Genomic DNA, 24378 nt, shown 5'->3' with positions numbered 1-24378 from the left:
CAGATGTACTGCCACGGAAGGCGGAACCATCCATGCCGGTCAACGGATCCCCCGAGAACCCGTTCGCCCTCAGCCCCGACGACGTCGCCAGGCTGGACGCGATCCGCGAGGCGCTGCTCGACCCGTCGCCGCGCCGGATCGGCAGGCTCGACCAGTGGGGTCTTGCCGACACCTACGAGGTGCAGGCGGAGATCGCCGAGTACCGGGAGTTCCAGATCGCCATGGCGGACGGCACCCGGATCGACGCCGGGCTGAGCATGCCGCGCAACCTCGCGCCGAACCAGACCTGTCCCACGATCGTCATGCCCGCACCGTTGAACGACCTCGGCCGACTCGCCTACCTCGGCATGATCCCGCGCTGGACGCTGGGCGGCTACGCCGTCCTGGCCTACAGCCAGCGCGGCCTGGCCCGCTCCGAGGGCGAGATCCAGGTCGCCGGCCCCCAGGACGTCGCCGACGGAGTCGCGATCCTCGACTTCCTCGCCGGGCTGGAGGGCGTCGACGCGGACCGGATCGGATGCTTCGGTGCCTCCTACGGTGCCGGTACCGGCCTGCTGCTGGCGGCGCGGGACCCGCGGGTCAAGGCCGTGGCGGGCAGCAGTGCCTGGGGCGACCTGTTCACCTCGCTGTTCGAGAACGGTACCCGGCACACCAAGGCGTTCGAGGCGCTCGTCGCCCTGTTCCACGAGGAGCGCTGCTCGCCGGAGTTCCAGAAGATCATCAAGAAGATCCGCGACAACGTCATCGACGAGGAGGTCAAGGCATTCGCCGAGCTCCGCTCGCCGATCCAGCAGCTGAATGCCTACAACGACCGCGCGCTGCCGATCCTGATGACCACCTCCTGGCACGAGACCATCTTCTCCGTACCCGCCGTCGTCGACCTCTTCACCAAGCTGCAGGGGCCCAAGTCGCTGCTGGTACAGATCGGCGACCACGGCAACAGCGAGCTGCCCGGCCTGTTCGGCGGGATCTCCAAGCCCACCGAGATGACCTACCGGTGGATGGACCACCACCTCGGCGGCAACGCCGGCGACGGCGCCGCGCCGCAGTTCGGCATCCGCTCGGAGTACATGCACAACCTGCTGTCCGATCTCACCCACACCGACTGGGCGGACTACGCCCTCCCCAAGCAGCGCTTCCACCTCGGCGCCGTGCCCGCCGGGAAGCAGGACGCGCCGATGGCGCAGGGCCAGCCGCAGCCCGGCTGGACCCACTCCGTCCAGGCCGCCGGTCCGGACACCGGGATCGTCGTCGCACCGAAGCTCGTCCAGACCGGCCTGATGGAACGGGTCGGCCTTCCGCACGTCTACAAGACCGCCGAGATCAAGCGCGACGTCGCCGCCGTCTGGACCACGGCGCCGCTGGAGCAACCGATGCGCGTCCAGGGCGACCTGGAGGCCCGGCTCACCGTGAGGCCGCAGACGAAGAACGCCACCCTCACCGCCTACCTGCTGGACTGCGACCCGGCGACCGGCCGCGCCGCGATCATCACCCACGCCCCCTACACCCTCACCGACCAGCAGACCGCCACGGTGACCTTCCGCCTGCAGCCCGCCCACTACGTCCTCGCCAAGGGCCGCCGGCTGCAGCTGATCATCGACAGCTACGACCCGTTCTTCGCGGACGAGAACACCGTCCCCGCCGCCCTCGAGATCACCTCCCCCAAGGGCAACGAGTCCTACATCGACATCCCCCTCGCCACCCTGGCGTAACACCCCCGCCTCGGTGGGCGCCACGGCCCGGCCGGTGAGGGGCGCGCCCGCCCTCACCGTGCACGTTCCCGTGCCACTCGCCTGCTGGGTACCCGAGACCTCGTTCTCGGGTACCCGGCCCCGGGCGGGACTTGACCGGGTACTCCACGGGCGCCTTCAGCTGTCCCGCCCGCGGTCGGCCATCGCGCGTACCTCGGCCAGGGCACGACCACCCTCGACGGGCGGCGGGTCGAAACGTCCATGGCTCGCTCGCACATGCTCGTCCCAGCGGTCCTGCCAGAACTCCACCGTCCACCCCGGCCACCTCCGCGGCATCTCGTACGCCTGCGCCGACGCCCCGAGCGTCCACCAGCCCACCCTGCGCCGTAGCGGATCGACGTGGACCCCGCCCTCGGCCGGCGCCCGGCACACATCGTGCCGCGGGCCGCCCGCCAGCCGGTCGAGCAATGCGGTGCCCTCCCGAATCGGATGATCGGAGACGTTCGCCACCACGTAGCAGCGGTCCGACCCGACGGTGACCACCACGGCCATCGGCTCCGGGTCCGTCAACTCCTCGTCCCCCGGGTCGATCAAGTGCCCGACCAGGGTGTCGCCCGCGCGGTCACGCACCTTCTCCGGGTCCAGCCCCAGATACGTCCGCAACTCCGCGGGGCCGTCGTAGACCCACCGCACGTCCCAGCCCGCCCATGCCTCCCGCAGCAGCTCCAGCGTCGCGGCCCGGTACCGCATCACGGTACTCGGCCCCTCCCAGGCGAACAGCATCAGAACCTTCCGGCCGAGGTCGAGCAGCGCCGCCCCCTGACAGAGCGCATCGTCCAGCCACCAGTCGTCCGCTCGCAGGCCCCGGACCATCGAGAGCGCCCCCGCCGGCCCCGCCAGCAGGTCGAGGTCGAGCCCCACCGCCCCGAACCGGGACAGGTACAGCTCGTACTCACCGCTCTCGCGGACAACGACGAAGTTCGCACGGTCGGCCATCCACCCAGGATGGTCGACACCAGAACCGGGACGCCACCGAATTGACGCACCCCCTCCGGCCCGGCGCCGGGGAAGCCCGTCGGCGAAGGACCGGAGACCCGCGTCCGGATCGTCGCCGTCGACCTCGTACGCCACCGGATCAGCCCGCCGGCCGAGGCCGCGCGGTAGGACGCGGGGAACGGATCTGTAGTCTCTGCCCCATGTCAGCCGATCTTGGATTCACCTGCACCTGCTGCGGCGAACGCCACGAAGAGATACCCATGAACTTCTCCAGCCCGGCGCCTGCCTACTGGCAGCCGGACATGGAACGGGCCCCGGGCTGTGTCCTCTCGTCCGACCAGTGCGTGATCCAGGACGAGGCCTTCTTCGTGCGAGGCCTGATCGAGCTGCCCGTCATCGGCCGGGACGAGGCCTTCTCCTGGGGTGTGTGGGTCTCGCTCAGCGAGAAGAACTTCGAGCGGGCCGGCGAGCTGTGGGAAACCCCCGGCCGCGAGTCGGAGCCCGCGTACTTCGGTTGGCTGTCGACGGACCTGCCCCTGTACTCGCCGTCGACGATCAACCTGAAGACCATGGTTCACACACGCCCCGTGGGTGAACGGCCCTTCATCGAACTGGAACCGACCGACCACCCGCTCGCGGTCGACCAGCGCACGGGCATCACCATGGAACGCGTGCAACAGATCGCCGAGGCCGTCCTGCACCCCGAGGCCTGAAGCCGTGGCCGGCTGTCGGGTCAGTGCGGGACTGTGGGGGCGACGCACGCCGAGCCGGCTGATGCGCTCGCGGCGCCTGGTGCGCGACTACGAGACGCTGTCCGCCGTGCATGAGCAGGTGGTGCTGTGGCCGATGACGATGCTCAAGAGCCGCCGGCCGGCCCGGCGACGAGCGTCAACCCTCCCGGGGTGGGTTCGGGCCTTCGCCCGTGAAGGCCCGAACCCACGATCGAGGGCGTCATACCGCACGATCCGGTTCGCGGAACGGTCGAGGATCCGCAGCACGCGATGCCCACGTGGCGTCCCGGCTCCCCCCGGACACGTACGCGCCGAATACGGAGGTATCGAGATCCTTGAGGGAGTCCAGTACCAGAGTCGCAATCGCAAAGCGAGGATCGTGGCGATCAGCGGCCTCGGGAACGGCGACGACCGTCATCCGGGCTGACATGCCGGCGAGGACGCCGTTGAGCGAGTCCTCGATCACGACGCATTCGTCGGGTGACGCGCCGAGGGCGGCGGCTGCGCGGAGATAGGCGCCCGGGTGGGGCTTGCCGTGGTCGTCGTCTTCGGCCGAAAACACGGCATCGAAGGATCGGTCAAGGCCCGTGCTCGCGAGCGCATGCCGAATCACCGACTCCGGCGAAGATGACACGACGGCCATCGCCCTCGATGCACGCGCGCACGCCGCGACGGCGTGTTCGGCGCCGGGTTTCAACGCCACTCCCTCCAGCCCACGGCACACGGCGGCCACGATCTGCTGCTCGACGTCGTCGGGGTCGGCTTGAATGGTGGCCCGATCGAACCAGTAGGCCACCATGTCCCTTTGCCGCAGCCCGCGCGTCGCCGCCTGCATCTCCGGTGTGAGGTGCAGGCCGAGCGGACCGAACACTTCACGCTTTGCCGCGTCCCAGATCGGCTCGGAGTCGATCAGAAGGCCGTCCAGGTCGAAGAGGACAATCGGTCGCATCGGTTGCTCCTTCGTTGGCGATCACACGAGGACGAGACGATTCGCTGCCCCACCGTGCAGTTGCGTAGGAGTTCGAGCAGGAACCCGGCCATACCGTATGGCATTCGAGGCTCCTCGGGATCGAGGGCAGTCTCGGTTGCGGCGCGCGCCTCTGGTCCACGCTCGGGGTGAGGAGGGCATGGGACAGGCCCCGGCAGGCACCCTGAGGGCCTGCCGGGGCCTGGGGATGCGGCCGGGCGTCATGGGTCCGGATGCGCCGCCGAGTGCCCCGGAGCGGTGTCTGGGGCACTCGGCGGGAGGGTACGGGCGGGCCAGGCGTGGGAATGGCCCGCCCGTACCGGGCTATGCGGCAGGGCGTTCACTCACCGGTAGGGGCCGGCGGGTGGCCTGGGCCCCGGACCGTCACGGGGCGAACGCGTACCACTTGCCCAGGGCGGCCTCGCAGTCGAAGACGCCCAACTTGTTGACGCTCCCCACCCAGGAGATGCACTCCTGGGCGGAGCCGAACGGGCCCCAGGTGTCGACGGCGTTCTGGCCGAACGTCCACGGGCTGAGGGACCACCAGTGGCCCAGGGCGCTCTCACAGTCCCAGACGCCCAGCCTGCCGTGCGACGCCACGTAGTTCGTGCACTCCTGAAGGGAGTTGAACGGGCCGTCGGAACCGATGGGGTTGAACGAGACGGCCTGTGCCGACGCCGCGACCGGGGTCGCCGCGCCGGCACTGGCGGCGGTTCCGACCAGGGTGGCCACGGTCAGGAGCCCCGTGGTGGCGAATGTGGCGATTGCCCTCTTCATTGATGACCTCCCGGTATGCCTGATCTGATCTGATCTGAATGCACGGGGACTTCGGGCTGGAGGAGTTCGACGGCCTCCGCACGGCCGTGCGCGCTCCCGGTTCCAGGTGCGACGGCCCCAAGTCCTTTGTGCGGGAGAGGCGTTCCCCGTGCGGGTCTCACGTTAGATCGGCACTCCGGTGAGGGAATACGCGCAGAGTCTCCGGCTCTGTGCTCTGGGTCTCCTCACCCGCCGGCCCGGGCCGGGTCCGGTGGCGGTGGCGGTGTTCGCGTGGGGAGAGGCCGTGGGCCGCTTTGAACGCGCGGCTGAAGTCGGAGGGGTCGGGGATGCCGCAGCGGGTGGCGATGGCGTGGACGGGCAGGGCCTGTAGGGCGGGGTCGGCGAGTTCGCGGTGGGCCTTGTCGAGGCGTTGGCGGCGGATGTACGCGGCGACGGTCTCGCCCTGGGTGTGGCGGGTGAAGAGGCGGTGCAGGTGGCTGACGGAGATGTGGTGGGCGGCGGCGACCACGGGCGGGGTCAGTCCGGGGTCGTGCAGGTTGTGCCGGATGAACGCCCGGACGGTCTCGACCAGGGTGTGCTGCCGGGCCTGTTCGGGCAGCGTGTTCCCGGCGTCGAGTTCACCGGCGATCCACGCCGACACCAGGTCGACGACGATCGTGCCGAGCCGGGACGCCTCGGCGGGCTGGAGGGCGGCGGCCTGACGGTCCAGGTTGAGCAGGAAGTCGGCCAGCACCGCACCCGTTCCCTCCCGGCCGGAGAGCCGGCGCCCGAGCAGGTCGCGGAGCCGGTGCGGCGCCACCGGCAGCAGCGAGGCGGGCAGGTTGACGCCCACGGCGGCGACTCGCGGACCGTCCCCGTCCGGGGCTCGGTCCCCGATCATCCGTACGTCGTGCGGGGTGGAGCTGTCGATGAGGGCGAGGTCCCCGACGCCGAACGTCTCCGCCTGGTCCCGTCCGCGCCTGAGCCCGTGGGTTCCGGCGGTCAGCAGCGTCAGGTAGTAGAGCTCCTGGTCCGAACGTCGGATCATCCGCTCGGTGCGCCGGAACCGTGCCGACGGGAACGACGATCCCACCAGCGCCACCGGCCCCAGCTCCGACCGCCGCAACTCCGCCTCGAAGCTGTCCGCGTGAGCACTGGTCGTCTCGCACTCCCGTGTCTTCGCCAGCATGTCCCGCCAGTACTCGAAACTGTTCTTCGCAGGCGGATCGACACTCTGCAGCGCACTCTTCGTCTGTGTGGACATCCCGTCCCCCTCCGGACGCACTGTCCTCGCCGTACCGGCAAGGCCCTCCCCGGTGCCATTGTCGCGCCGGCCTCGCGGCCTGCGACAGTCGGGCCGGGAGGGCCACCAGGTGAACCCGCGGGATGAGGGACGGAGTGACCGGCGCAGCGCGCGGGCGCCCCGGGGCAGCTCGCCACCGGCGGTGCCGTCCGGCTCGCGCATGGCTCCCGTCGGCCACAGGCCTCCCGACCACGTACGGGGGCACGTGGCCGGGAGGGTGTTCGTCCGGCCGAGCGGGGCTCGGTGACGGAGTCCGACCTCGGTTGCGGGCCGGGGTCGGACCGCGGCCCGGAGGCCGCACGTCCGAGGTCGCAGGGTCAGTCGGTCACCCTGCACAGGTTGTAGGTCTTCTCCGCGTGCAGCAGGGCCTCCAGCTCCGGGTAGCCGAGCTGCTTGTAGTTGTAGTACGCGACCGTGTACTCCACGTCGCACTTCCTGGAGGCGGGAGGCTCCCCGGCATCGGCGAACGCGGCGGGGGCGGCGGCGAGTCCGCCGAGCACGGCGGTCGCGGCGACCGCGAGGACTGCGAGCGAACGCGAGATACGGGCCATCAGCGGCACATCCCTTCGGGGTGGTCCTGGGGGTGTTCGGTCACCGCCGATTCTTGCCCCGGGGGTGGATGCGGGCCCATCCCAGAAATCTAGGAGGGGCGCCGGCACCCGGACCGAGGGCGTGCGGGCGGGCCGACCGGGTCGAACTCGTCGCTCCGGCCCGGTGGTCCGGTGGTCCGGTGGTCCGGTGCTCCGGCGGACGGGCCGAGGGCCTCGACAGGCCGGCGGAACAGCACGGAGGGTCGGCGTCAGGCCCGGTGCAGGGCGGGGCCCAGGTCCGTCGGTGCCGGTCGGTAGCGCAGGTGGGTGCGGGCGGCCGTGAGGTCGAGGGTGCGTTCGTGGGCCAGGTGGCGGGCGGCGTAGACGGTGAGGCGGGGGCGGCGGGCGGATCGGGTGGTGCGGGCCGCGAGTTCGGCGGTGCGGGCCAGGGGGAGGGCGAGGGCGAGCGGGAGGTAGACGGGTTCGGCCGGGAGGTCGTGGGCGGTCAGGACCTGGCGCAGCACGTCGTCGAGTACGACCGGGTGCCGGTCGGTGATGTTGAAGGTGCCGGAGGTGCGGCCCTCGGCGGCGAGCAGGCAGGCGTCGACCAGGTTCGCCACGCTGGTCAGGCTCAGCCGCTGCCGGCCGTCGCCGATGGCGAACAGCTTGGGCCCGAACGGGGTCGGGCGCACCGCCTGGAGGACGCGCGGCAGCAGTGTGGTGTCCCCGGGGCCGTAGACGGCGTGCGGTCGCAGGACCACCGCGTCGGGGCGGAGCCGGCGGACCCACGCCTCCGCCAGCGCCTTGGAGCGCCCGTAGGCGTCGGTGTGGCGGACCGCGTCGGCCTCGTCCTCCCGGGCCATGACGGTCGGCCGGCGCGGGTCGTAGACGCTGGCGGTCGACAGGTGGACGAAGCGCGCCGTCCCGGGGAACGCGGCCAGCACGCCCCTGGTGGTCAGCACGTTGCCGCGGTGGAACGCCTCGGGGCGGGCCCAGTCGGTGGCCAGGCCCGCGCAGTGGATCACCGCGTCGGGGCGGGTGAAGGCGGCGGGGAGGGCCGGCCGGGCCGAGGGGTCCGCCAGGTCCCAGGGGAGGTAGGGAGCGCCGCCGGTCAGCTCGGCGGGGACGGTGCGGCGCCGCCCCAGTGCCAGTACCTGGTGGCCGGCTGCCCGCGCCGCGCGGCACAGGGCGCTGCCGACGAAGCCGCTGGCCCCGGTGACGACGGTGATCACGGCGTCTCCTTCGCGAGCGGTGCGCGGAGCCGGTCGCGGAGTTGTTCGCGGAGTCGTTCGCGGTCGGGTTTCTCGGTCCGTCCCCGTCGGGGGATCGCCGGAAGGCAGTGGATCCGGTCGGGCAGGGCAGCGTGGTCGATCGTGCGGGGCAGTTCGCGCCGCAGGGAGCGGAGGAGTTCCGGCTCCGGGACCGAGCCGTCCGGGCACACGGCCAGCACCACCGCCTCGTCGGCGGTCAGCGGGTCGGGGACGCCGACGATGACGGCTTCGGCGACGCCCGGGAGAGCGGCTATCGCGGGTTCGTACAGGCCGGGGTAGAGGTTGAAGGAGCCGCGGATCAGCATGTCCTTGGTCCGGCCGAGCAGGACGATCCGGCCTTCGGCGTCGATCCTGGCCCGGTCGCCGGTGTCGAGCTCGCCGATCGGTCCGTCGCCGAGGTAGCCGATCGCCAGGTGGGGGCCGCGCAGCAGGAGTGCGCCCTCGTCGTCGAGGCGGGCCGTGACCCCGGGCAGGGGGTGGCCGGCCAGGTCGCCGAGGGGCGCGTGGTCGAGCTTCTCCTCGGCCTCTGCCACGGCGATCGGCAGCATCTCGGTGGCGCCGTAGATCACGGCGATCCGGGCCGAGGGGAGCGCGTTCCGCAGGCGGCGCAGGATCGGGGGCGGTACGGGGGCGGCGCCGAGCAGCACCGTGCCCAGGGTGTCGGGGAGGTTGCCGGCGGCGAGCACGCGGGCCAGGGCGGCCGGGGTGCCGAAGGTGTGGCTGGCCCGGCGGCGCCGCAGGTCCCGCAGGAACCGCTTCGGTCGCACGGGGAGCGGCGCCATCGACCAGGTGGCGCCGGCGGCGAGGAAGGCGAAGGCGATCATCAGCTGTTCGGAGTGCACGACCACCGGGCCGGGGGCGGTGGCCAGGCCCAGGCTTTCGCCGAGCAGGTCGGCTCCGGCGAGCAGTGTGGCCTGGCTGTGCACCACCGCCCGGGGGCGGGCGGTGGTGCCGGAGGTGAACACGACCAGCGCCGGGCGGTCCGGGTCACCTGCGGACGGGGGCTCGGGCGCGGGCTCGGGATCGGGCGCGGACTCGGGCGCGGACTCGGGCGCAGGCGCGGTGTGGGCCAGCGGGGCGGCGGAGAGCGCGTTCGGGGGCAGGCCCGGGAGGCGCGGGCCGGTGTGGAGCAGGCGCAGGGTCGGGTCGGAGAGCGCGGGCAGGTTCAGGCCGAGGCGGCGCAGCAGTGTGCGTCCCGCCTTGCGGGCGGCGAGCGCGCAGAGCCAGGACTCGGCGGCCAGCCAGCGCGGCGCGGTGAGGCGCTCGGTGACGAGCCGTCCGCGCGCGGCGTCGAGCTCGGCGCCCGCGCCCGGGTCGGCCACCACCACGGCGGCGCCCACCGTCATGACGGCCAGGCCGAGCACCAGGGCGTCCCTGCCGGGGCGGACCGCGAACAGCACGGTGTCACCGGCGGACATGCCCGCGGCGCGCAGTCCGCTCGCGGTGGCGGCGATCCGCCGGGCGAGTTCGGCGTAGGTGAGCGTGCCGTGCGCGTCGAGCAGGGCGGCCGCGTCGGGTGTGCGGCGCGCATGGTCCGCGATCCGGCCGGCCAGTCCGGCCAGTCCGGACGGTCCGGCTGGTCCGGCTGGTCCGGCTGGTCCGGCCGGTCCCGCCTCGTCGGCCTGTCCGGCCGGTTCGGCGCCTTCAGGGTTCGGCGTGCCGTTCACGGCGCGGTCACCTCCGGCTTCGCGTGGTGTACGGGGTTCGGGGGGCCGGCGGACCGTCCGGCGGCCACCTCCAGCCGCGCGTAGGTCGGGATCAGCACCCGCCGCTTGACCCGCCGCCGCACGACGCGTTCGGCCCCTGCCGTGAGGAGCGCCCGCATCAGCACCCGGATCTCGGCCAGCGCGAGCGGCGCGCCGATGCAGTAGTGCGGTCCGGCGCCGAACCACAGGCGCTTGGGGTCGTGCGCCGGGCACCGGCCCAGTGCCGCGGCCCGGTCGAACGGCCCGGCGGCCGCGTCGCACCGCGCGGTGGCGATGACCACCCGGTCCCCCTCGCGCACCGTCGTCGTGCCCAGTCGGCCCGGCCGGGCGGCGCGGCGCAGCATCGCCGGGCTCGGGGTGATCACCCGCATCGCCTCGTCGATGGCCGCGTCGACGGCCGCACCGCCTGCCTCCAGGTCGGCCCGCAGCGCGGGCAGCAGCCCGGAGTCGTGCCAGAGCGCGAAGATCCGGGGCACCGTCGTCCCCACCGTCTCCGTCCCGGTGAGGAGGAACGCCGCCGCCAGCCCGAGCGCCTGCTCCCGGTCGAGCCCGTGGGCGCGCAGCCGCCCCATCATCGAGCCCGCCTCCGCGCGGTCGTACGCCTCGCCGGCCGCCGCCACCAGGCCGGCCAGCACCGACCTGGCCTTCGCGACCTGGCGCGGGGTCAGTTCCCTGGTCCGCAGCCCGACCATCCGGACGATCCGCTCGCCCCGCTCGAACACCTCGGCGCCCGCGGTGTCGGCCACCCCCAGCAGTTCGCCGATCACCGTGCCGGCCGCGGTCCTGGTCAGTGCGACCAGGTCCACCGCGCCGCCCGCGCGCAGCCGGTCGGCGGCCTCGCGCAGCACCGGCGCGAGCACCCGGGTGCACAACTCCGTGGCCTGGGCCCGGGTGAACAGGCCGGCCAGCGCGGCCCGCAGCTCCCGGTGCTCCTCGCCCTCCATGTTCAGCAGCACGGACGGCCCCAGGACCGGCGTCCACAGCGCGCCCGAGGACCCGGGGCCGTCCTTGCGGAACCCCTCGTGGTCGAGCAGCACCTGCCGGGCCAGCTCCGGATCGCCGACCACGACGCCGACCCCCGGCACCCGTACGGCGGGGCCGCTCCGGGTCACGGCGGCGATGAAGGGGTACGCCAACGGGTGGGCGGCCAGCTGCACCCGCCGCTCCCAGGCGTGCTCCTGGCGCCTCATCGGATGTCGACCACGTCGGGCCGGTAGCGGTGGTCCGCGTACCAGGCCAGTGTGTTGCGCAGCCCGAACGCGCGCAGCCGCCGCACCGAGCCGTAGACGCGCATGCCCGGGACCTGCCCGTAGGCGGTGGTGAGCTCGCGCACCCGGTTGACCAGGGCGCGGTCCTCGTGGACCTCCTCGATCGCGGTGCGCGGGAAGCCGCCGCTGCGCTCGTAGAGGTCGGCGGTGATGGCCAGGTTGCAGCCGGGGCACATCAGGTACGGGCCGAGGTAGCGCGGGTCGCGGTTGCCGGGCCGCAACCTGCCGAACCGGGCCGCCAGCGCGACCACCGCCGGCAGCAGCCGGCTCTCCCACAGCTTGAGCCGGAACTCGTCGGTGCGCGGCAGGAGCCGGCCGGTGACCAGTTCCAGCCCGCCGGCCAGGCCGCGGCGGGCGGCGGCGGTCCAGCCGGGTACCGGGAGGCAGTCGGCGTCGGTGCGGGCCAGGTACCGGGCGCCGCCGTCGATCGCGAAGCGCATCCCGGTGTCGGCGGCCGCGCCGGTGCCCTTGCGCGCCTCGGTGACCAGGTGCAGCGGGAAGCCGACAGTGACGGCGAACTCCCGGACCACCTCGGCGGTCCGGTCGGTCGAGGAGTTGTCCACCACCACGCACTCGAAGTCCGTGTCGGTCTGCTCGGCCAGCGCGCGCAGCGTGGCCGGCAGCGAGGCCTCCTCGTTGTAGGCCGGCACGACCACCCACAGGTCGGTCACTGGTGCTCCCTCACAGTCGGGCCCGCGATCGGGCCCACGGTCGAACCCACGGTCGAGACCGCGATCACACGCACGGTCGAAACTGCGACCGCACGCACGGTCGAACCGGCGACAGCGCTCACGACCGCGCTCACAGCCGCGCTCACAGCCGCGCGAAGACGACGCCGAGGGACACCCCACCGGCCAGGCCGATCAGCGCCACCCGGTCGCCCGGCCCGCAGCGGCCCTGCTCCCACGCCCGGGCGAGCTGGAACGGCAGCGAGGCCGAGGCGAGGTTGCCGTGCTCGGGCAGCACCGGCACCAGCGGCCCCGAGGTCAGGCCGGTTCTGCCGAGGAACGCGTCCAGCAGTGGCACGGTCACCTGGTGCACCGCCACCACTGTGAAGTCCGCCCAGGTCAGGCCGTGTTCGGCCAGCGCCTGGAGGATCAGCTCGGGGCCGAGTGCCTCGAAGGCCGCGTGCAGCCGTGCGCCGTCCATCCGGAAGTAGGTCGCCTCCGGGTCCCTCGGGTACGCGGTGCCGCCGCCCGGCAGGGTGCCGACCTCCCAGGCCGAGGAGTCGGCGGTGAAGGCCCGGTGGAAGATCCCGGCCGGCGGCTCCCCCGCCTCCCCCGTCCTCCCCGCCTCCAGCAGCACGGCCGCGCCGCTGTCGGACATGGTGTAGCCGGGGAACGACTCGGCGAACTGGCCCCGGTCCCGGACCGACCAGCGGATCGCCCGCGACGGCACCTCCCCGGTGCAGACCAGGACCCTGCGGTACTGCCGGCCGGCGATCAGCGCCTCGGCGACCTGGATGGCGTTGAGCACGCTGTTGCAGGCGTTCTTGACGTCGAACACCGGGCAGGACGCCCCGATCTTCGACGCCAGGATGTGCGCGGTGGCGGGCTCGACCATGTCCTGCGAGGCGCTGGCGAAGATCAGCAGGTCGAGGTCCCGCGCGTCGAGGCCGGCGTCGGCCAGCAGCTTCCGGGCGGCTGCCGCGGCCAGGTCGGAGGCCTGCCAGTCGTCGGGGGCGACGTGGCGTACGGCGATTCCGGTGACCGCCTCGATCAGCCCGGGGCGCGGCCGGTAGGGGCCGCTGTCGGTGATCCGCTGCTCCACCTCGCGCGAGGTGAGCGTTTCCTCCGGTAGGTGCACCGCCACCGCGGCGATCACCGCGCGCGCCCCGCCGCCTTGCCCGACCAACTGCCCACTGCCCTCCGACACGTGCTCAAGCCTCCCCCGAGCCGCCTGATCATACGATGATCCCTGACCTGGCCTGCCGCGGTACGGTTCCTCGCACGGATATTCGGGGCGGCAGTGGGGGCGGGGATGGGCCGGGCGGGGATGGGCGCGACAACGGCGGAACGGCACGAGAGCGGACTGCTGTGGGCCAGCCGGCCCGCCCTGTGGGCGCTGACCAGGATCACCATGGCACGGCCCTTCGGACCGATCCGACGGGTGCCCCGACTGGGCTGGGTGGCGAGCGACCCCACCGTCATCCGGGCCGTACTCAACGACCACGAACACTTCACCCTGCTCGGCGAGGGCGGCGTCGGCCACCTCTGGGAACAGGTCCTCGGGCCGTACGTCACCCGGCTGTTCGACGGCGCCGGCCACGCGGACCTGCGCCGGCGCGCCCGGGACCTGTTCACCGAGGAGAACTCCGCCGCCCTGGTCGAACGGGCCGCCGGGCCGGTCTACGCCGACGTCACGGCGCGCCTCACCGCCGGGGAGCGGGTCGACGTGGCCGCGGCCGCCCGGCTCGTCGTCGGCCGCCTGATGGCCGACCTGCTGGGCCTTCGGCTCCCCCCGGACAGCCCGGACTCCACCTACCTGGAGACCTTCGCCGCGGGCGAGCGGCTGGCCGCGCTGGCACTCGACACGGCCGCCTCGACCCACCTGCCGCCGGAGCGGATCGAAGCGGCGAAGGAGATCGTCAGGTCACTGACCGGCGGGGTCCCGGAGGCGTACGCCGGTGCCGCGCCCGACACCCTGCTCGGCCGCTGCCGGGACGCGGGGATCACCGTGGAGGAGGCCACCGGCCTCGCCTCGCTGCTGCTCGTCGCGGGCACCGAGACCGCCTCCAGCGCGATGGCCCGTACGGTCGCGCTGATCCACGACACCGGGCAGCAGGAACCACTGCTCGCCGACCCGGCGCTGGTCGGCGACGCGGTCCGCGAGGGGCTGCGGGTGACCACGCCCGCGCCGGTGATCGGGAGGCACGTCAGCGCGGACGTGACCGTGGCCGGCCGCCGGCTGCGCCGGGACGAGCGGATCCTCCTCGTCACCTACGCCGCCGACAACCTGGCCGGCGGTTTCGACCTGGCCCGCCCGTACGACCCGCGCTCGCGCCAGCTCTGGTTCGGCGCCGGCCGGCACCTGTGCCTGGGCGCGCCCGTCGCCCGGGCCGAGGTCGGCCGGATGGTCACGGCGGTCTGCGCGGCGGGCCGTCCGTACCGGATCGTCTCGCGCGGCTACGCCCGGAAGGTGATGATCCCCTCCTACTCCTCGCTGGTCGTCGAGCTCGATTGACGGCGCCGACGGTGCGTCAGCCGGAGACCACGTCACCCGGGCAGAGCCGCTGCGTGCCCGGCCGCCCGCGCAGGGCGGCGTCCACGCATCCGCCCGGCAGGCCGTCGTGGACCGTGGTGCCGAAGTTGGCGGTGACGGTCAGCGTGCCGTCGCCGAAGACGGTCCGCTGCACCAGGTGGTCGCCGGTCAGCCAGCGGAAGGAGGTCAGCGGCTGGGTGCCGGCCGCCTGGTGCAGTGGGCCGAAGTACTGCTGCAGGGAGGCCAGTTCGCGCAGGTTCTGCGCGTCGCGCGGGTCCCGGTCGCTGAGCACGAAGTTGAGCGGGGTGTTGTAGAGCATCGCCAGCAGGGCGCGCGTGGTCTTCTGCTCCGGCAGTTTGCCGAAGGGCAGTTCCCAGCGTTCGACGTTGACCAGCGAACCGTGCAGCGCCGTCTCGTACAGCGGCACCCGGTACCGCGGGTCGTACATCGCCTTCAGGGCGGCGGCCACCCGGGCCTGGTGCTCCGGCTTGAAGTCCGTGGTCCGCACCGGCTTGAAGAAGGTGGCGGCGGCCTGTTCCGGGGTGTATCCGCCCCAGGCGCCGTCGTCCTTGGGGTCCTGCGGCCCGTTGTCGAAGTGCCCGGTCTCCATGGCCCACAGCCGCCCGTCCACCGGGGTTCCCGAGCCGTGGTCGAAGGCCAGCACCTCGTTGGCCCAGGAGCCGGCGGACTCCGAGCCCAGCACCAGCGGGGCGTGCCGCCCCGTGGACGCGTCGTACGAGCCGTCCGTCAGGCGGCGCATCCGGGCGAGCCGGTTGGCACGGTCCTCGTCCATGGTCATCGGGTGGCCGGGGTCGAAGTCCCGGAAGAGCTCGCCCGCCGCGTCCACGTCGAGGAAGTAGCTGTCGGCCCCGTTGGCGACCAGCGAGCGGGTACGGTCCGCCAGGTAGTGGCGCAGCGGCTCGGCCTGCTCGAACGCCTGCGAGCTGAGGTAGCAGCCCTTCTTGCGGAAGCCGGGCTGCGGCGTTCCGTCCGCCCTGAGCACGCAGAACCGGGGGTAGACGTCGTCCGGCCAGACGCTGTTGGGGGACGGATCGTCCATCTTCTCCTGGCCGTTGGCGAAGGAGTCGTACGGCCCGACCAGGTAGCCGGCGGCCTCGGCGGCCCTGACGTCCTCGCCCGTCATCGGGGAGTCGTCCGAGTCGTAGCCGAGCCAGAGCCGGGAGACGCCCAGTTCCCTGAGCCGGTCGAGGTAGGCGGGCCGGCGGGCGCCGCCCCAGGCGTAGGCGTGGAAGGCTCCGAGCAGCTTCGCGGTCTGCGGGTTCTGCTTGATCTTCTCGCTCAGGGCGCCGAGTTGCCCGTGCTCGGCGAGCCAGTTGCGGTAGTCCACGGCCGGGGCCACCGGGGAGCCGTCGGTGAGGGAGAAGGCCACGGTGTACGCGCCGGTGCCGTTCCCGGCGGCGAACCCGTGCTCGGCCGTGGCCCGCAGCCGCCCGTCCTGGGAGGCGAACGTCAGCGACGTGCCGATGTCGGTGGGGACGATGTAGCTGACACCGGCCCGGCCGGCGCGGAGCGTGTAGCCCCACATCGGCATGGACAGCTGCGAGCTCAGCTCCTGCTCCTCGCCGACCAGTGCCCCGTCGGAGGAGTTCCAGAACGGGTCGTCGACGGGAACGGACAGCCCCTCACCGCGCGGGAACTGGATCGCGGCGGCGGCCGGATCGGTGGCGGTCACCGGCCACCGCACCGTGGTGTCGCCGCCGGTGCCGGCGAGGGTGCCCGTGGGGGTGCCGGTGGGGGTGCCGGTGAGGGTGACCAGCAACCGGCCGTGATCGGCGCGGACTTCGGCCCGCAGGCCGTTCTCCGGATACGACCAGCCGGCGCCGTCCGCCGTCCTGACCGGGTCGCTCGGCTTGCCGAGCCCCTGGGCGGCCGGAGCGGAGAGCAGGACCGTCCGCCCGTCCCCGGTCCGGGCCTCGGCCCGCAGCGTGGCGGCATCGATGCTCGCGGTGCCGCCACGTACGGGCACGTCGACGCGCCCGTCATGGATCCGCACCCGCGAGGTGGGGCCGCCGGTGGCGCTCGCCGCGGTTCCGGACAGCAGCGCGGTGGCCACGGCGAGAGCGAGGACGGCGCGCGGAACGTGCCGGCGGGCCGGGCCCGCGAGGGATGACGTAGGAGTTCCGATGTGCATGGCACAGTGATACGGAGTGCTCCTAAGAGGTCCTTAAGAAGCGGCCGCTGACCACCGGTCATGCCGATCGGCACCGACGCGTCCGGTCCCGGCGCCCTCGGTCGGGCCCTCGGGCCAGGCACCCGACCGAGGGATCCAGGCGGAGTCTCCGGATCAGGAGACGCCGGATCAGGAGTCTCCGGATCAGGAGACGCGCTTCAGCTGCCAGGCGTTGTTGTTGAAGCTCGGGTTCGACCAGGCGACGCAGCTGCTGGTGTAGTACGAACCGGTCTGGACCCAGCCCGCGGGCGGGTAGGTGGTCGAGCAGGCCTGGACCACGGTGCCGACGGGCAGTCCGGTGAGCTGCTTGATCTGCTTGATGTTCGGGCTGAAGCTCTGCGTGCCGCAACTGCTGCTGTAACCCCAGCTCACGTCCACGAAGCCGGCCGGGGTGAGAACGCTTCCGCACGAGGTCGTGACGTCACCCGGAGCGGCCTGGGCCGGCGCGGCGGCCAGGGCGAACATCGCCGCGGCGCCGACGACGGCCATACAGGTGGTACGAAGGCGAATCATGGGTGAGGCTCCTTCTGATCGGGGGTGGCCGGTCAGGCCGTGAAGCCATTCCTATGGTTTGATCACCGGTTTCGGATAGCGACTTTCAGGCCTAAAGATCCACCGCGCGGAACGGCTGCCCCCTCACCTACAGCGGCCTCGACACCGTCCTCGCCCGATGCGCTCGCGTGAGCCTCAAAGGCCTTTCAGGATGCGATCGAGTGCCGACCGGCCCGCGGGCCCCCACTCCGGCTTGCCGCCGGGCAGACCACGGTCCCCGTTCTGGCCCATCAGCATCAGGAACAGGCTCTTCACCACCGCCAGCCCGCGCGCCCGCCGCACCGTCCCCTCGTCCGGCCGCACGTAGCTGTCGAAGAAGCGTGCGGCTCCGCCTGCGGGGAGCAGCAGCCAGGCGGCTGCGAGGTCCCAGGCGGGGTCGCCGGCGAAGAGGGCGCCGAAGTCGACGACACCCGTGAGAGTGCCGTCGGCGACGACGACGTTCGCGGGGTGCAGGTCCCCGTGCACCCACACCGGCGGACCCTCCCATTCCGAGGCCGCGACGGCGTCGTCCCACACCGCCCGGATTTGATCCTCGGAGAAGGGAGCGATGTCGACGGCATGGAGGAAGTGTTCGAAGCCGGGGGTGCAGTCCTTGGGGTGGGCGCCGAAGTCCGAGGCCGGGGGCGCGTCGCCGGGTGCCTCGACGTGCAGGGCGGTGAGGAAGGCCGCCAGGGAGTCGGCCGCGTGGTCGGTGCGGGTGATGGCGCTGTGGTCCAGCGGCGTGCCGTCGACCCAGGTCATGACGGTCCAGATCTTGGGGAAGCGCTCGGACGGTGCACCGTCGCGCACCGGGGTCGGGATCGGAAGCGGCAGGCGCGGAGCCAGCAGCGGCAGCCAGCGACGTTCCTTGAGCTGGGGCTCGGGGGAGGTGTCCATCCGCTGCATCCGGACGGTCAACTCGTCCCCGAGGCGCCACATCCGGTTGCCCCAGCCGCCCACCACCTCACGGATGGGCAGGTCGGCCAGGTCGGGGTGCTGTTCCCGCAGCAGGGCGCGGACCAGACCGTCGGTGATCTCGATCTCGGATTCGATCATGCCCAGTCACAGTAGTCGAGGCAGCCGGCGCCGACCTCGGCCTCCGGGAGATCCAGCAGCCCTGCCGGATCTCCCGGGCAACGGCGGTCAGGACCGGCGGGGAAGGCGGGGACGACCAGGCGCGCGGGGGCGGGCCCGGACCGGTCCGGGCCCGCGGTGCCCCGGCGCCCCCGCCTCGGGTGCCGGCGTCAGACCTGGTAGCGGTCCGGGGAGAGCAGGTGCAGGTGCTCGGCGACCCAGTCGGAGGTGCGGCGCAGGCCCTCGTCCAGGCCCACCTGCGGCTGCCAGCCCGCCAGTTCGCGTGCCTTGCGGTTGTCGGAGAGCAGCCGCTCGACCTCGCTGCCGCCGGGGCGCAGCCGGCTCGGGTCGACGATGATCTCGGCGTCCCGGCCGGAGGCGACGATCAGGGCCTTGGCCAGGTCGCCGATCGACACCTCGCTGCCGGTGCCGAGGTTGACGGTCTCGCCGAGCGCGCGGTCGGCACGGGCGACGGCCAGGAAGCCCTCCGCGGTGTCGGTCGCGTAGGTGAAGTCGCGGGTGGGGGTCGTCGAGCCGAGCCTGATCTCCCGTGCGCCGGAGTGGAGTTGGGCCAGGATGGTGGGGATCACGGCGCGGGCCGACTGGCGCGGGCCGTAGGTGTTGAACGGGCGGACCACCGAGACGGGCAGTTCGAAGGTGTGCCAGTAGGAGAGCGCCATCATGTCCGCGCCGATCTTCGAGGCGGAGTACGGGGACTGCGGCTGCAGCGGGTGCCGCTCGTCGATGGGCGCGGTGATCGCCGTCCCGTACACCTCGCTGGTGGAGGTGTGCACCAGGCGGGCGCCGTGCCGCAGGCAGGCGGCGGCGACGTTGTGGGTGCCCACCACGTTGGTCTGCACATAGGCCTCGGGGGCCTGGTAGCTGTAGGGGATGCCGATCAGCGCGGCGAGGTGGAAGACGGTGTCGCAGCCGGCGACCGCGTCCAGGACCCGGCCGGGGTCGCGGACGTCGCCGGCGAGCATCTCCACGCCGCTGTCGGGGTCGGCCAGGTAGCGGGCCAGGTATCCGCGGTCGGCGTACGGCTTGTAGTGCACCAGGGCCCGGACGCGGGCGCCGCGGGCGACCAGCAGGTCGACCAGGGTGCTGCCGATGAAGCCCTCGGCGCCGGTGACCAGGACGGTGCGGCCGGTCCAGTCCCGGTGCGCGGCACCGGTGTTCGGGCCGGCCTCGATGTTCGGGGCCGCATCGGTGTTCGGGGCGGCATCGGTGTTCGGGCCGGCGGGGGTGTTCGGGTGGGTCATGGGGTCCTCCGGGTGTTCGGGGGGGTGTTCAGGACGGGCGGTCGGGTGGCCAGGCCGTCGGACGGTCGGGCCGGCGGGTGGCCCGGGCCGTCGGGTGGCCGACGGTCAGCGGTCGTACGCGACGGTGGCGGGCGGCGGCTCGGCCGCCGGGGTCCGTCCGATGACGCGGAGCACCTTGGCGGCCAGCAGGTCGGCGGCCCGCGCGTGGTCGCCCGGCTCGGCGGCCCGCGCCATCGCGGCCAGCCGGGCCGGGTCGGCGAGCAGGGGTTCCACCAGCGCCGCCAGCCGTTCGCCGGTGCACTCGTCGTCCGGCAGCAGCAGGCCGGCCCCGGCGTCGGAGAGGACGCGTGCGTTGTGGGTCTGGTGGTCGTGCGGCGCGTGCGGGTAGGGCACCAGCACGGCGGGCATCCGGAGGCTGGAGAGTTCGGCCACCGTGGCCGCGCCGGCGCGGCACACCATGAGGTCGGCCGCCGCGTACGCCAGGTCCATCCGGTCCAGGTAGGCGACCGCGTGCGCCGTCGGGTTGCCGTCCAGCGCGGCCCGGACCTGCGCCAGCGCGGCCGGGCCGGTCTTGATCAGCAGCCGCCGGTCGGTGCGGTGCCGCCAGCGTCCGGCCAGCTCGACGGCGGCCGCGGTGAGCCGGGCGGCGCCGAGGCTGCCACCGTTGAAGACCAGCAGCCGGGCGCCCTCCGGCACGCCGAAGTGCCGCCGGGCCTCGGCGCGCAGCGCCGCCCGGTCCAGCCGGGCCACGGCGCCGACCAGCGGCATCCCGACGGTCTGCGCCGACCGCCCGGCGGGCAGGTGCTCGCGGGTGCGGTCGAAGGCGAGGGCGATGTGCGGGGTGAGCCGGGCGGCGAAGCGGTTGGCCCGCCCGGGCACCGCGTTCGACTCGTGCACCACGCTCGGCAGCCCGGCCATCCTGGCGCCGACGATCACCGGCGCGCTCGGGTAGCCGCCCATGCCGACCGCCACCTGTGCGCCCTGGGCCCGCAGGATCTCCCGGCAGTCCCGGCCGGAGCGCAGCAGCGCCGCGGGCAGCAGGTAGCGGCGGGGGCCGAGGGAGGCGTCGAAGGGGATCATGTCGACGGTGTGCAGCCGGTAGCCGGCCTGCGGGATCAGGGTGGTCTCCAGTCCGCGCTCGGTCCCGACGAAGGAGATCACGGCCCGCGGGTCGGCTCTGCGCAGCGCCTCGGCCAGCGCCAGGCCCGGGTAGATGTGTCCGCCGGTGCCGCCGGCGCCGATCACCACCGACAGGGGGCGGGCCGGGTCGTGGTTGTCATGATTGCCGTGTTCTGTCCGCATGCCGTCGAGCCTGCCGACGCCGTCTAAGAGACTTCTCAGAGTCGGTTTGAGAGGGTTGTCCGCATGAGCAACGGGCAGAGGGTGCTGGTCGTCGACGACGATCCGGAAGTGCGGGCCGCCGTGGAGGACGGGCTGGCCGTCGAGGGCTACCAGGTGCGCGGCGCCGCCGACGGGCTGGCGGCGCTGAGCGAGGTGGCCGGCTGGCAGCCCGACGCGATGGTGCTCGACGTGCTGATGCCCGTGCTCGACGGGCTGGCGGTCTGCCGCCGGCTGCGGGCCCTGGGCGACCGGACCCCGATCCTGGTGCTGACCGCGCGCGACTCGGTGAGCGAGCGCGTCGACGGCCTCGACGCGGGGGCCGACGACTACCTGGTCAAGCCGTTCGCGCTGGACGAGCTGACCGCCCGGCTGCGCGCCCTGCTGCGGCGCAGCGCTCCGGCGGCCGAGAAGCCCGGCCACCGCTTCGCCGACCTGGAGGTCGACCCGGCCACCCGGACCGGGAGCAGAGGCGGGCGGCCGCTGGAGTTCTCGCGCACCGAGTTCGCGCTGCTGGAGGTGTTGCTGCGCCACCCCGGCCAGGTGCTCCCGCGCGAGGTGATCATGGAGCGGGTGTGGGGCGCCGACTTCGGCCCCGACTCCAACTCGCTGGCCGTCTACGTCGGTTACCTGCGCCGCAAGCTGGAGGCCGGCGGCGAGGACCGGCTGGTGCACACGGTGCACGGGGTCGGCTACCGGCTGGACCGGGCTTGAGGGCGCGGGGTTCGAGGAGGCAGGGGTCGAGGGCACGGGAGTCGAGGGCCCAGGAGTCGAGGGCGCGGGAGCCGAGAGCCCAGGAGTCGAGGGCGCGGGGCTTGAGGACGCACGCCCGCTGGCGCCGCCGCCGCCCGCTGCGCACCCGGCTCGCCCTCGCCTGCACGGCCGCGGTCGCCGTCGTGGCGCTCGGGATCAGCGCGGCCGCGTTCAGCATCGTCCGCTACGAACTCAACCACCAACTGGACCAGCACCTCACCCAGCAGGCCACCCTGGTGCAGCAGCAGCACCGCGGCCAGGGTCCGCAGGTCGTCTACGGCGAGTGCAACTACCTGGCCGCCCCGGCCTGCGCGCAGATCGTCTCCGCCGACCCCGGCCGGGCGCCGGGCGAGCCGTACCTGCTGCCCGTCACACAGGCCACCCGCCAGGTCGCCGACCGGCAGCGGGCCGGCTACTTCACCGACCTCACCATCGGCGGCCACCCGGCCCGGATGCTCACCACCCCGATGATCACGGCGCCGGCCGGCGCCCGCCAGGCCGTCCAGGTCGCGCTGCGCGCCGACAGCGTCCAGGAGGGCGTGCGGCAGGCCGGCGCGCTGATGGCAGCCGTCGCGGCGGCGGGTGTGCTGCTGGCCGCGGTACTGGGGCGCACGGTGGCCCGCACCGGCCTCGCACCGGTCGCCCGGCTGACCCGCACCGCCGAGCGGATCGCCGACACCCGGGACGCGGGGCTGCGGATCGAGCTGCCGCCCGGGCGCCGGGAGGACGAACTGACCAGGCTGGCCGGGAGCTTCAACACCATGCTGGGCGAGCTGGAGCAGTCCGTGGCCGCCCAGCGCAGGCTCGTCGCCGACGCCTCGCACGAACTGCGCACCCCGCTCACCGCGCTGCGCACCAACGCCGAACTACTGGCCCGCGCCGACCGGTTGACCGAGAGCCAGCGGGACCGGGCGGCGGCCGGGCTGCACCGTCAGCTGCGCGAGGTGACCGGCCTGGTGAACGACCTCATCGAGCTGGCCCGCGACGAGGAGCCGCAGCCGCTGCTCGAACAGGTCGCGGTCGGCCGGCTCGTCGGGCACTGCGTGGACACCGCGCGCGGCCACTGGCCGGCGGTCACCTTCACCCTGGACGACGGCGCCGGCGAGCGCACCGTCCCCGGCGTGCCGGCCCGGCTGGCCCGGCTGGTCTCCAACCTGCTGGACAACGCGGCCAAGTTCAGCCCGCCCGGCGCCGTCGTCGAGGTCCGGCTCACCGCCGGACTGGAACTGACCGTCCGCGACCACGGCCCCGGCATCGCGGCCGAGGACCTGCCGTACGTCTTCGACCGCTTCTACCGCGCCTCGGCCGCCCGCGCCCTCCCCGGCTCCGGCCTCGGACTCGCCATGGCCCGGCAGATCGCCCACGCCCACGGCGCCACCCTCACCGCCGAAGCCGCCCCCGGCGGCGGCGCACTGTTCCGCCTACGCCTGCCGGCCTGAGCGCCCCCGGTCCGGCGGCCCGCCCCTGCGGCCGGCACCGCCGCCGGTGGTCCGGTCGGCGCCCCGTGCACATGGTTGTGCTGCCGGCTGTCGTCGCCGGACCGGGCACCGGCCGGACCGTTGGAGGTGTCGTGCGGCGCGGTCAGTTGCCGAACTTGTTGTGCTGCCGGTTGTGGTCGCCGACCTGGAACGCGGTCGGTCCGTTGAAGGTGTTCCCGCTCACCGTCGGCCCGCCGGCCGGGCGGGGAGAACGGTCGGACGCCCGCAGCTCGTCGACCAGGTCCTGGAGGGCCCGGCCGAACGCGGGGTCGCGTTCGGCCGCGTCCTCCAGCGAGTCCACGAGTCGGCGCCGGGTGCGTTCGGAGGGCTCGTCCTGTCCGGCCGCGGCCTCCTGCTCTGCCCGCTCCAACGCCGGATCCGCCCCGATCCGGCCGCTGACCAGTGTGTGCAGCCGGTCCATGCCCGCGTCCAGCGCACGGTCCACCTCCCCGTCCGCCCGGTCCGCCACCCGCCCGACCTTGCCTACCAGCCACGCGAACACGTAGCCGACCGCGACCTCGATACCCGTCATCCCCAGCCCCCTCGAAACGCCATGGAAGTGCCACCGACCCTAGTCCCCGACCTGGTACCCCGTACGGGAAACAGCCACCCCGGGCTGGGTCGTGGTCCGGCCGGGCGGCATCCTTGCCGACCGTCCGAGGGCCCGGGCGACCCGCACGCGGTGCTCTTCGGCGCCTATGCCCTGCGGGTGGCGCGTCGGCGGTACTCGTCGGCGGCTTCGGGTTGTCCGTCAGCGTCCAGGACGTCGGCGGCCAGGAGGTAGGCGCGGGCCAGGAGCGGTCCGTAGAGGGACGGGGCGCCGGCGAGGCGGGGACCGATCGCCTCGACCACGGCGGCCGCGTCGCGCCATGCCCCGGCGGTGTCGCCGGGCAGCAGCGTGCGGCCCCGATCGGTCAGCGCCACCGCCAGCGTGGCGAGGATCCTGCGGGCCTTGGAGGAGTCGGGGTGGCCGGGCCCATGAACTCGCTCCATGGCGGCGAGGGCGCGGGCGAACAGGGGGATGGCACGGTCGAGGGCGCCCGCCGTCGCGTAGATTTCGGCGAGGTTGTTGCGGCTGCTGTGGGTCTGCGGGTGGTCACCGCCGAGGATGCGCTCGCGGTCGGCGAGGACGCTCTCGAACAGCCCGGTGGCACGGCCGAGGTCACCCGCCCTCGCATAGGCGTTGGCCAGGTTGCTCCGGGTGGTCAGGGTCTGCGGGTGGTCACCACCGAGGACGCGCTCGCGGTCGGCGAGGACGCTCTCGAACAGCCCGGTGGCACGGCCGAGGTCACCCGCCCTCGCATAGGCGTTGGCCAGGTTGCTCCGGGTGG

General features: G+C 73.5%; 22 protein-coding genes. 5 read left to right on the top strand and 17 right to left on the bottom strand.

Annotated features, from left to right (window positions below; all coding sequences use genetic code 11):
* The first annotated feature begins 32 nt into the window (after window positions 1-32).
* Window positions 33-1712 carry a CocE/NonD family hydrolase gene (locus ACFQ6N_RS24860; protein WP_380652976.1) on the top strand — a complete coding sequence of 560 codons (1680 nt, stop codon included), beginning with the start codon at window positions 33-35 and terminating at the stop codon, window positions 1710-1712.
* Window positions 1713-1868: 156 nt separating this feature from the next.
* Here ACFQ6N_RS24860 and ACFQ6N_RS24855 read toward each other — a convergent pair whose 3' ends face one another.
* Window positions 1869-2687 carry a hypothetical protein gene (locus tag ACFQ6N_RS24855; RefSeq protein WP_380652973.1) on the bottom strand — a complete coding sequence of 273 codons (819 nt, stop codon included), beginning with the start codon at window positions 2685-2687 and terminating at the stop codon, window positions 1869-1871.
* A gap of 260 nt (window positions 2688-2947) precedes the next feature.
* Here ACFQ6N_RS24855 and ACFQ6N_RS24850 point away from each other — a divergent pair, with 260 nt between their 5' ends.
* Complete coding sequence (locus tag ACFQ6N_RS24850; RefSeq protein WP_380652970.1) at window positions 2948-3400, top strand: DUF2199 domain-containing protein; 453 nt, start codon at window positions 2948-2950, stop codon at window positions 3398-3400.
* A 238-nt stretch (window positions 3401-3638) separates the two neighbouring features.
* Here ACFQ6N_RS24850 and ACFQ6N_RS24845 read toward each other — a convergent pair whose 3' ends face one another.
* From ACFQ6N_RS24845 to ACFQ6N_RS24805, 9 genes are all read right to left on the bottom strand, one after another.
* On the bottom strand, window positions 3639-4367 hold the full coding sequence (locus tag ACFQ6N_RS24845; RefSeq protein ID WP_380652968.1) for an HAD family hydrolase: 729 nt from the start codon (window positions 4365-4367) through the stop codon (window positions 3639-3641).
* 402 nt (window positions 4368-4769) lie between these two features.
* Complete coding sequence (locus ACFQ6N_RS24840; protein WP_380652966.1) at window positions 4770-5162, bottom strand: hypothetical protein; 393 nt, start codon at window positions 5160-5162, stop codon at window positions 4770-4772.
* A 157-nt stretch (window positions 5163-5319) separates the two neighbouring features.
* Entirely contained in the window at window positions 5320-6405 is a 1086-nt protein-coding gene (locus ACFQ6N_RS24835; RefSeq protein ID WP_380652964.1) for an AraC family transcriptional regulator, read from the bottom strand.
* A gap of 356 nt (window positions 6406-6761) precedes the next feature.
* On the bottom strand, window positions 6762-6995 hold the full coding sequence (locus ACFQ6N_RS24830) for a hypothetical protein (RefSeq protein ID WP_380652962.1): 234 nt from the start codon (window positions 6993-6995) through the stop codon (window positions 6762-6764).
* Between the two features lie 248 nt (window positions 6996-7243).
* On the bottom strand, window positions 7244-8206 hold the full coding sequence (locus ACFQ6N_RS24825; RefSeq protein WP_380652959.1) for an NAD-dependent epimerase/dehydratase family protein: 963 nt from the start codon (window positions 8204-8206) through the stop codon (window positions 7244-7246).
* The gene (locus ACFQ6N_RS24820) at window positions 8203-9912 is read right to left on the bottom strand and encodes a class I adenylate-forming enzyme family protein (protein WP_380652957.1); all 1710 of its coding nucleotides are present in this window, start codon (window positions 9910-9912) and stop codon (window positions 8203-8205) included. The genes ACFQ6N_RS24825 and ACFQ6N_RS24820 overlap by 4 nt, the downstream gene beginning before the upstream one ends.
* Window positions 9909-11141 carry a cytochrome P450 gene (locus ACFQ6N_RS24815; protein ID WP_380652954.1) on the bottom strand — a complete coding sequence of 411 codons (1233 nt, stop codon included), beginning with the start codon at window positions 11139-11141 and terminating at the stop codon, window positions 9909-9911. The genes ACFQ6N_RS24820 and ACFQ6N_RS24815 overlap by 4 nt, the downstream gene beginning before the upstream one ends.
* On the bottom strand, window positions 11138-11890 hold the full coding sequence (locus ACFQ6N_RS24810; protein ID WP_380652951.1) for a glycosyltransferase: 753 nt from the start codon (window positions 11888-11890) through the stop codon (window positions 11138-11140). Before ACFQ6N_RS24810 ends, ACFQ6N_RS24815 begins: the two co-directional genes overlap by 4 nt.
* Window positions 11891-12032: 142 nt before the next feature.
* Window positions 12033-13094 (bottom strand): 3-oxoacyl-ACP synthase III family protein, encoded by a 1062-nt coding sequence (locus tag ACFQ6N_RS24805; protein WP_380652948.1) that lies wholly within the window; start codon window positions 13092-13094, stop codon window positions 12033-12035.
* 120 nt (window positions 13095-13214) lie between these two features.
* Between ACFQ6N_RS24805 and ACFQ6N_RS24800 the strand changes: the two genes are divergently transcribed.
* The gene (locus tag ACFQ6N_RS24800) at window positions 13215-14402 is read left to right on the top strand and encodes a cytochrome P450 (RefSeq protein ID WP_380652945.1); all 1188 of its coding nucleotides are present in this window, start codon (window positions 13215-13217) and stop codon (window positions 14400-14402) included.
* Window positions 14403-14418: 16 nt separating this feature from the next.
* Here ACFQ6N_RS24800 and ACFQ6N_RS24795 read toward each other — a convergent pair whose 3' ends face one another.
* The 5 genes from ACFQ6N_RS24795 to ACFQ6N_RS24775 form a co-directional block, all read right to left on the bottom strand.
* The gene (locus tag ACFQ6N_RS24795; protein WP_380652942.1) at window positions 14419-16572 is read right to left on the bottom strand and encodes a glycoside hydrolase; all 2154 of its coding nucleotides are present in this window, start codon (window positions 16570-16572) and stop codon (window positions 14419-14421) included.
* A gap of 183 nt (window positions 16573-16755) precedes the next feature.
* Complete coding sequence (locus tag ACFQ6N_RS24790; protein WP_380652939.1) at window positions 16756-17124, bottom strand: hypothetical protein; 369 nt, start codon at window positions 17122-17124, stop codon at window positions 16756-16758.
* Between the two features lie 174 nt (window positions 17125-17298).
* The gene (locus tag ACFQ6N_RS24785; protein WP_380652937.1) at window positions 17299-18198 is read right to left on the bottom strand and encodes a phosphotransferase; all 900 of its coding nucleotides are present in this window, start codon (window positions 18196-18198) and stop codon (window positions 17299-17301) included.
* Between the two features lie 188 nt (window positions 18199-18386).
* On the bottom strand, window positions 18387-19478 hold the full coding sequence (locus ACFQ6N_RS24780) for an SDR family NAD(P)-dependent oxidoreductase (protein ID WP_380652935.1): 1092 nt from the start codon (window positions 19476-19478) through the stop codon (window positions 18387-18389).
* 105 nt (window positions 19479-19583) lie between these two features.
* Window positions 19584-20780 (bottom strand): glycosyltransferase, encoded by a 1197-nt coding sequence (locus ACFQ6N_RS24775; protein WP_380652933.1) that lies wholly within the window; start codon window positions 20778-20780, stop codon window positions 19584-19586.
* Between the two features lie 63 nt (window positions 20781-20843).
* Between ACFQ6N_RS24775 and ACFQ6N_RS24770 the strand changes: the two genes are divergently transcribed.
* Together ACFQ6N_RS24770 and ACFQ6N_RS24765 are read left to right on the top strand one after the other, a co-directional pair.
* Window positions 20844-21530 (top strand): response regulator transcription factor, encoded by a 687-nt coding sequence (locus tag ACFQ6N_RS24770; protein WP_380652931.1) that lies wholly within the window; start codon window positions 20844-20846, stop codon window positions 21528-21530.
* A 101-nt stretch (window positions 21531-21631) separates the two neighbouring features.
* On the top strand, window positions 21632-23008 hold the full coding sequence (locus tag ACFQ6N_RS24765; protein WP_380652929.1) for a sensor histidine kinase: 1377 nt from the start codon (window positions 21632-21634) through the stop codon (window positions 23006-23008).
* Between the two features lie 142 nt (window positions 23009-23150).
* Here the strand turns inward: ACFQ6N_RS24765 and ACFQ6N_RS24760 are convergent, their stop codons facing one another.
* The gene (locus tag ACFQ6N_RS24760) at window positions 23151-23579 is read right to left on the bottom strand and encodes a hypothetical protein (RefSeq protein ID WP_380652926.1); all 429 of its coding nucleotides are present in this window, start codon (window positions 23577-23579) and stop codon (window positions 23151-23153) included.
* 164 nt (window positions 23580-23743) lie between these two features.
* On the bottom strand, window positions 23744-24378 hold a 635-nt coding region (locus ACFQ6N_RS24755), incomplete at its 5' end, for a tetratricopeptide repeat protein (RefSeq protein WP_380652923.1).

The sequence above is a fragment of the Kitasatospora sp. NPDC056446 genome (genome assembly GCF_042796115.1).
Lineage (GTDB): Bacteria > Actinomycetota > Actinomycetes > Streptomycetales > Streptomycetaceae > Kitasatospora.
This window is presented reverse-complemented; position numbering and strand designations above follow the sequence as displayed.

Bases quoted from the DNA above. Each gene is read 5' to 3' on its own strand.
- ACFQ6N_RS24785 (WP_380652937.1), bottom strand. From the start codon at position 18,198: ATGATCGAATCCGAGATCGAGATCACCGACGGTCTGGTCCGCGCCCTG.
- ACFQ6N_RS24830 (WP_380652962.1), bottom strand. From the start codon at position 6,995: ATGGCCCGTATCTCGCGTTCGCTCGCAGTCCTCGCGGTCGCCGCGACC.
- ACFQ6N_RS24815 (WP_380652954.1), bottom strand. From the start codon at position 11,141: ATGAGGCGCCAGGAGCACGCCTGGGAGCGGCGGGTGCAGCTGGCCGCC.
- ACFQ6N_RS24835 (WP_380652964.1), bottom strand. From the start codon at position 6,405: ATGTCCACACAGACGAAGAGTGCGCTGCAGAGTGTCGATCCGCCTGCG.
- ACFQ6N_RS24795 (WP_380652942.1), bottom strand. From the start codon at position 16,572: ATGCACATCGGAACTCCTACGTCATCCCTCGCGGGCCCGGCCCGCCGG.
- ACFQ6N_RS24845 (WP_380652968.1), bottom strand. From the start codon at position 4,367: ATGCGACCGATTGTCCTCTTCGACCTGGACGGCCTTCTGATCGACTCC.
- ACFQ6N_RS24760 (WP_380652926.1), bottom strand. From the start codon at position 23,579: ATGACGGGTATCGAGGTCGCGGTCGGCTACGTGTTCGCGTGGCTGGTA.
- ACFQ6N_RS24775 (WP_380652933.1), bottom strand. From the start codon at position 20,780: ATGCGGACAGAACACGGCAATCATGACAACCACGACCCGGCCCGCCCC.
- ACFQ6N_RS24850 (WP_380652970.1), top strand. From the start codon at position 2,948: ATGAACTTCTCCAGCCCGGCGCCTGCCTACTGGCAGCCGGACATGGAA.
- ACFQ6N_RS24780 (WP_380652935.1), bottom strand. From the start codon at position 19,478: ATGACCCACCCGAACACCCCCGCCGGCCCGAACACCGATGCCGCCCCG.
- ACFQ6N_RS24790 (WP_380652939.1), bottom strand. From the start codon at position 17,124: ATGATTCGCCTTCGTACCACCTGTATGGCCGTCGTCGGCGCCGCGGCG.
- ACFQ6N_RS24860 (WP_380652976.1), top strand. From the start codon at position 33: ATGCCGGTCAACGGATCCCCCGAGAACCCGTTCGCCCTCAGCCCCGAC.
- ACFQ6N_RS24770 (WP_380652931.1), top strand. From the start codon at position 20,844: ATGAGCAACGGGCAGAGGGTGCTGGTCGTCGACGACGATCCGGAAGTG.
- ACFQ6N_RS24840 (WP_380652966.1), bottom strand. From the start codon at position 5,162: ATGAAGAGGGCAATCGCCACATTCGCCACCACGGGGCTCCTGACCGTG.
- ACFQ6N_RS24855 (WP_380652973.1), bottom strand. From the start codon at position 2,687: ATGGCCGACCGTGCGAACTTCGTCGTTGTCCGCGAGAGCGGTGAGTAC.
- ACFQ6N_RS24800 (WP_380652945.1), top strand. From the start codon at position 13,215: ATGGGCGCGACAACGGCGGAACGGCACGAGAGCGGACTGCTGTGGGCC.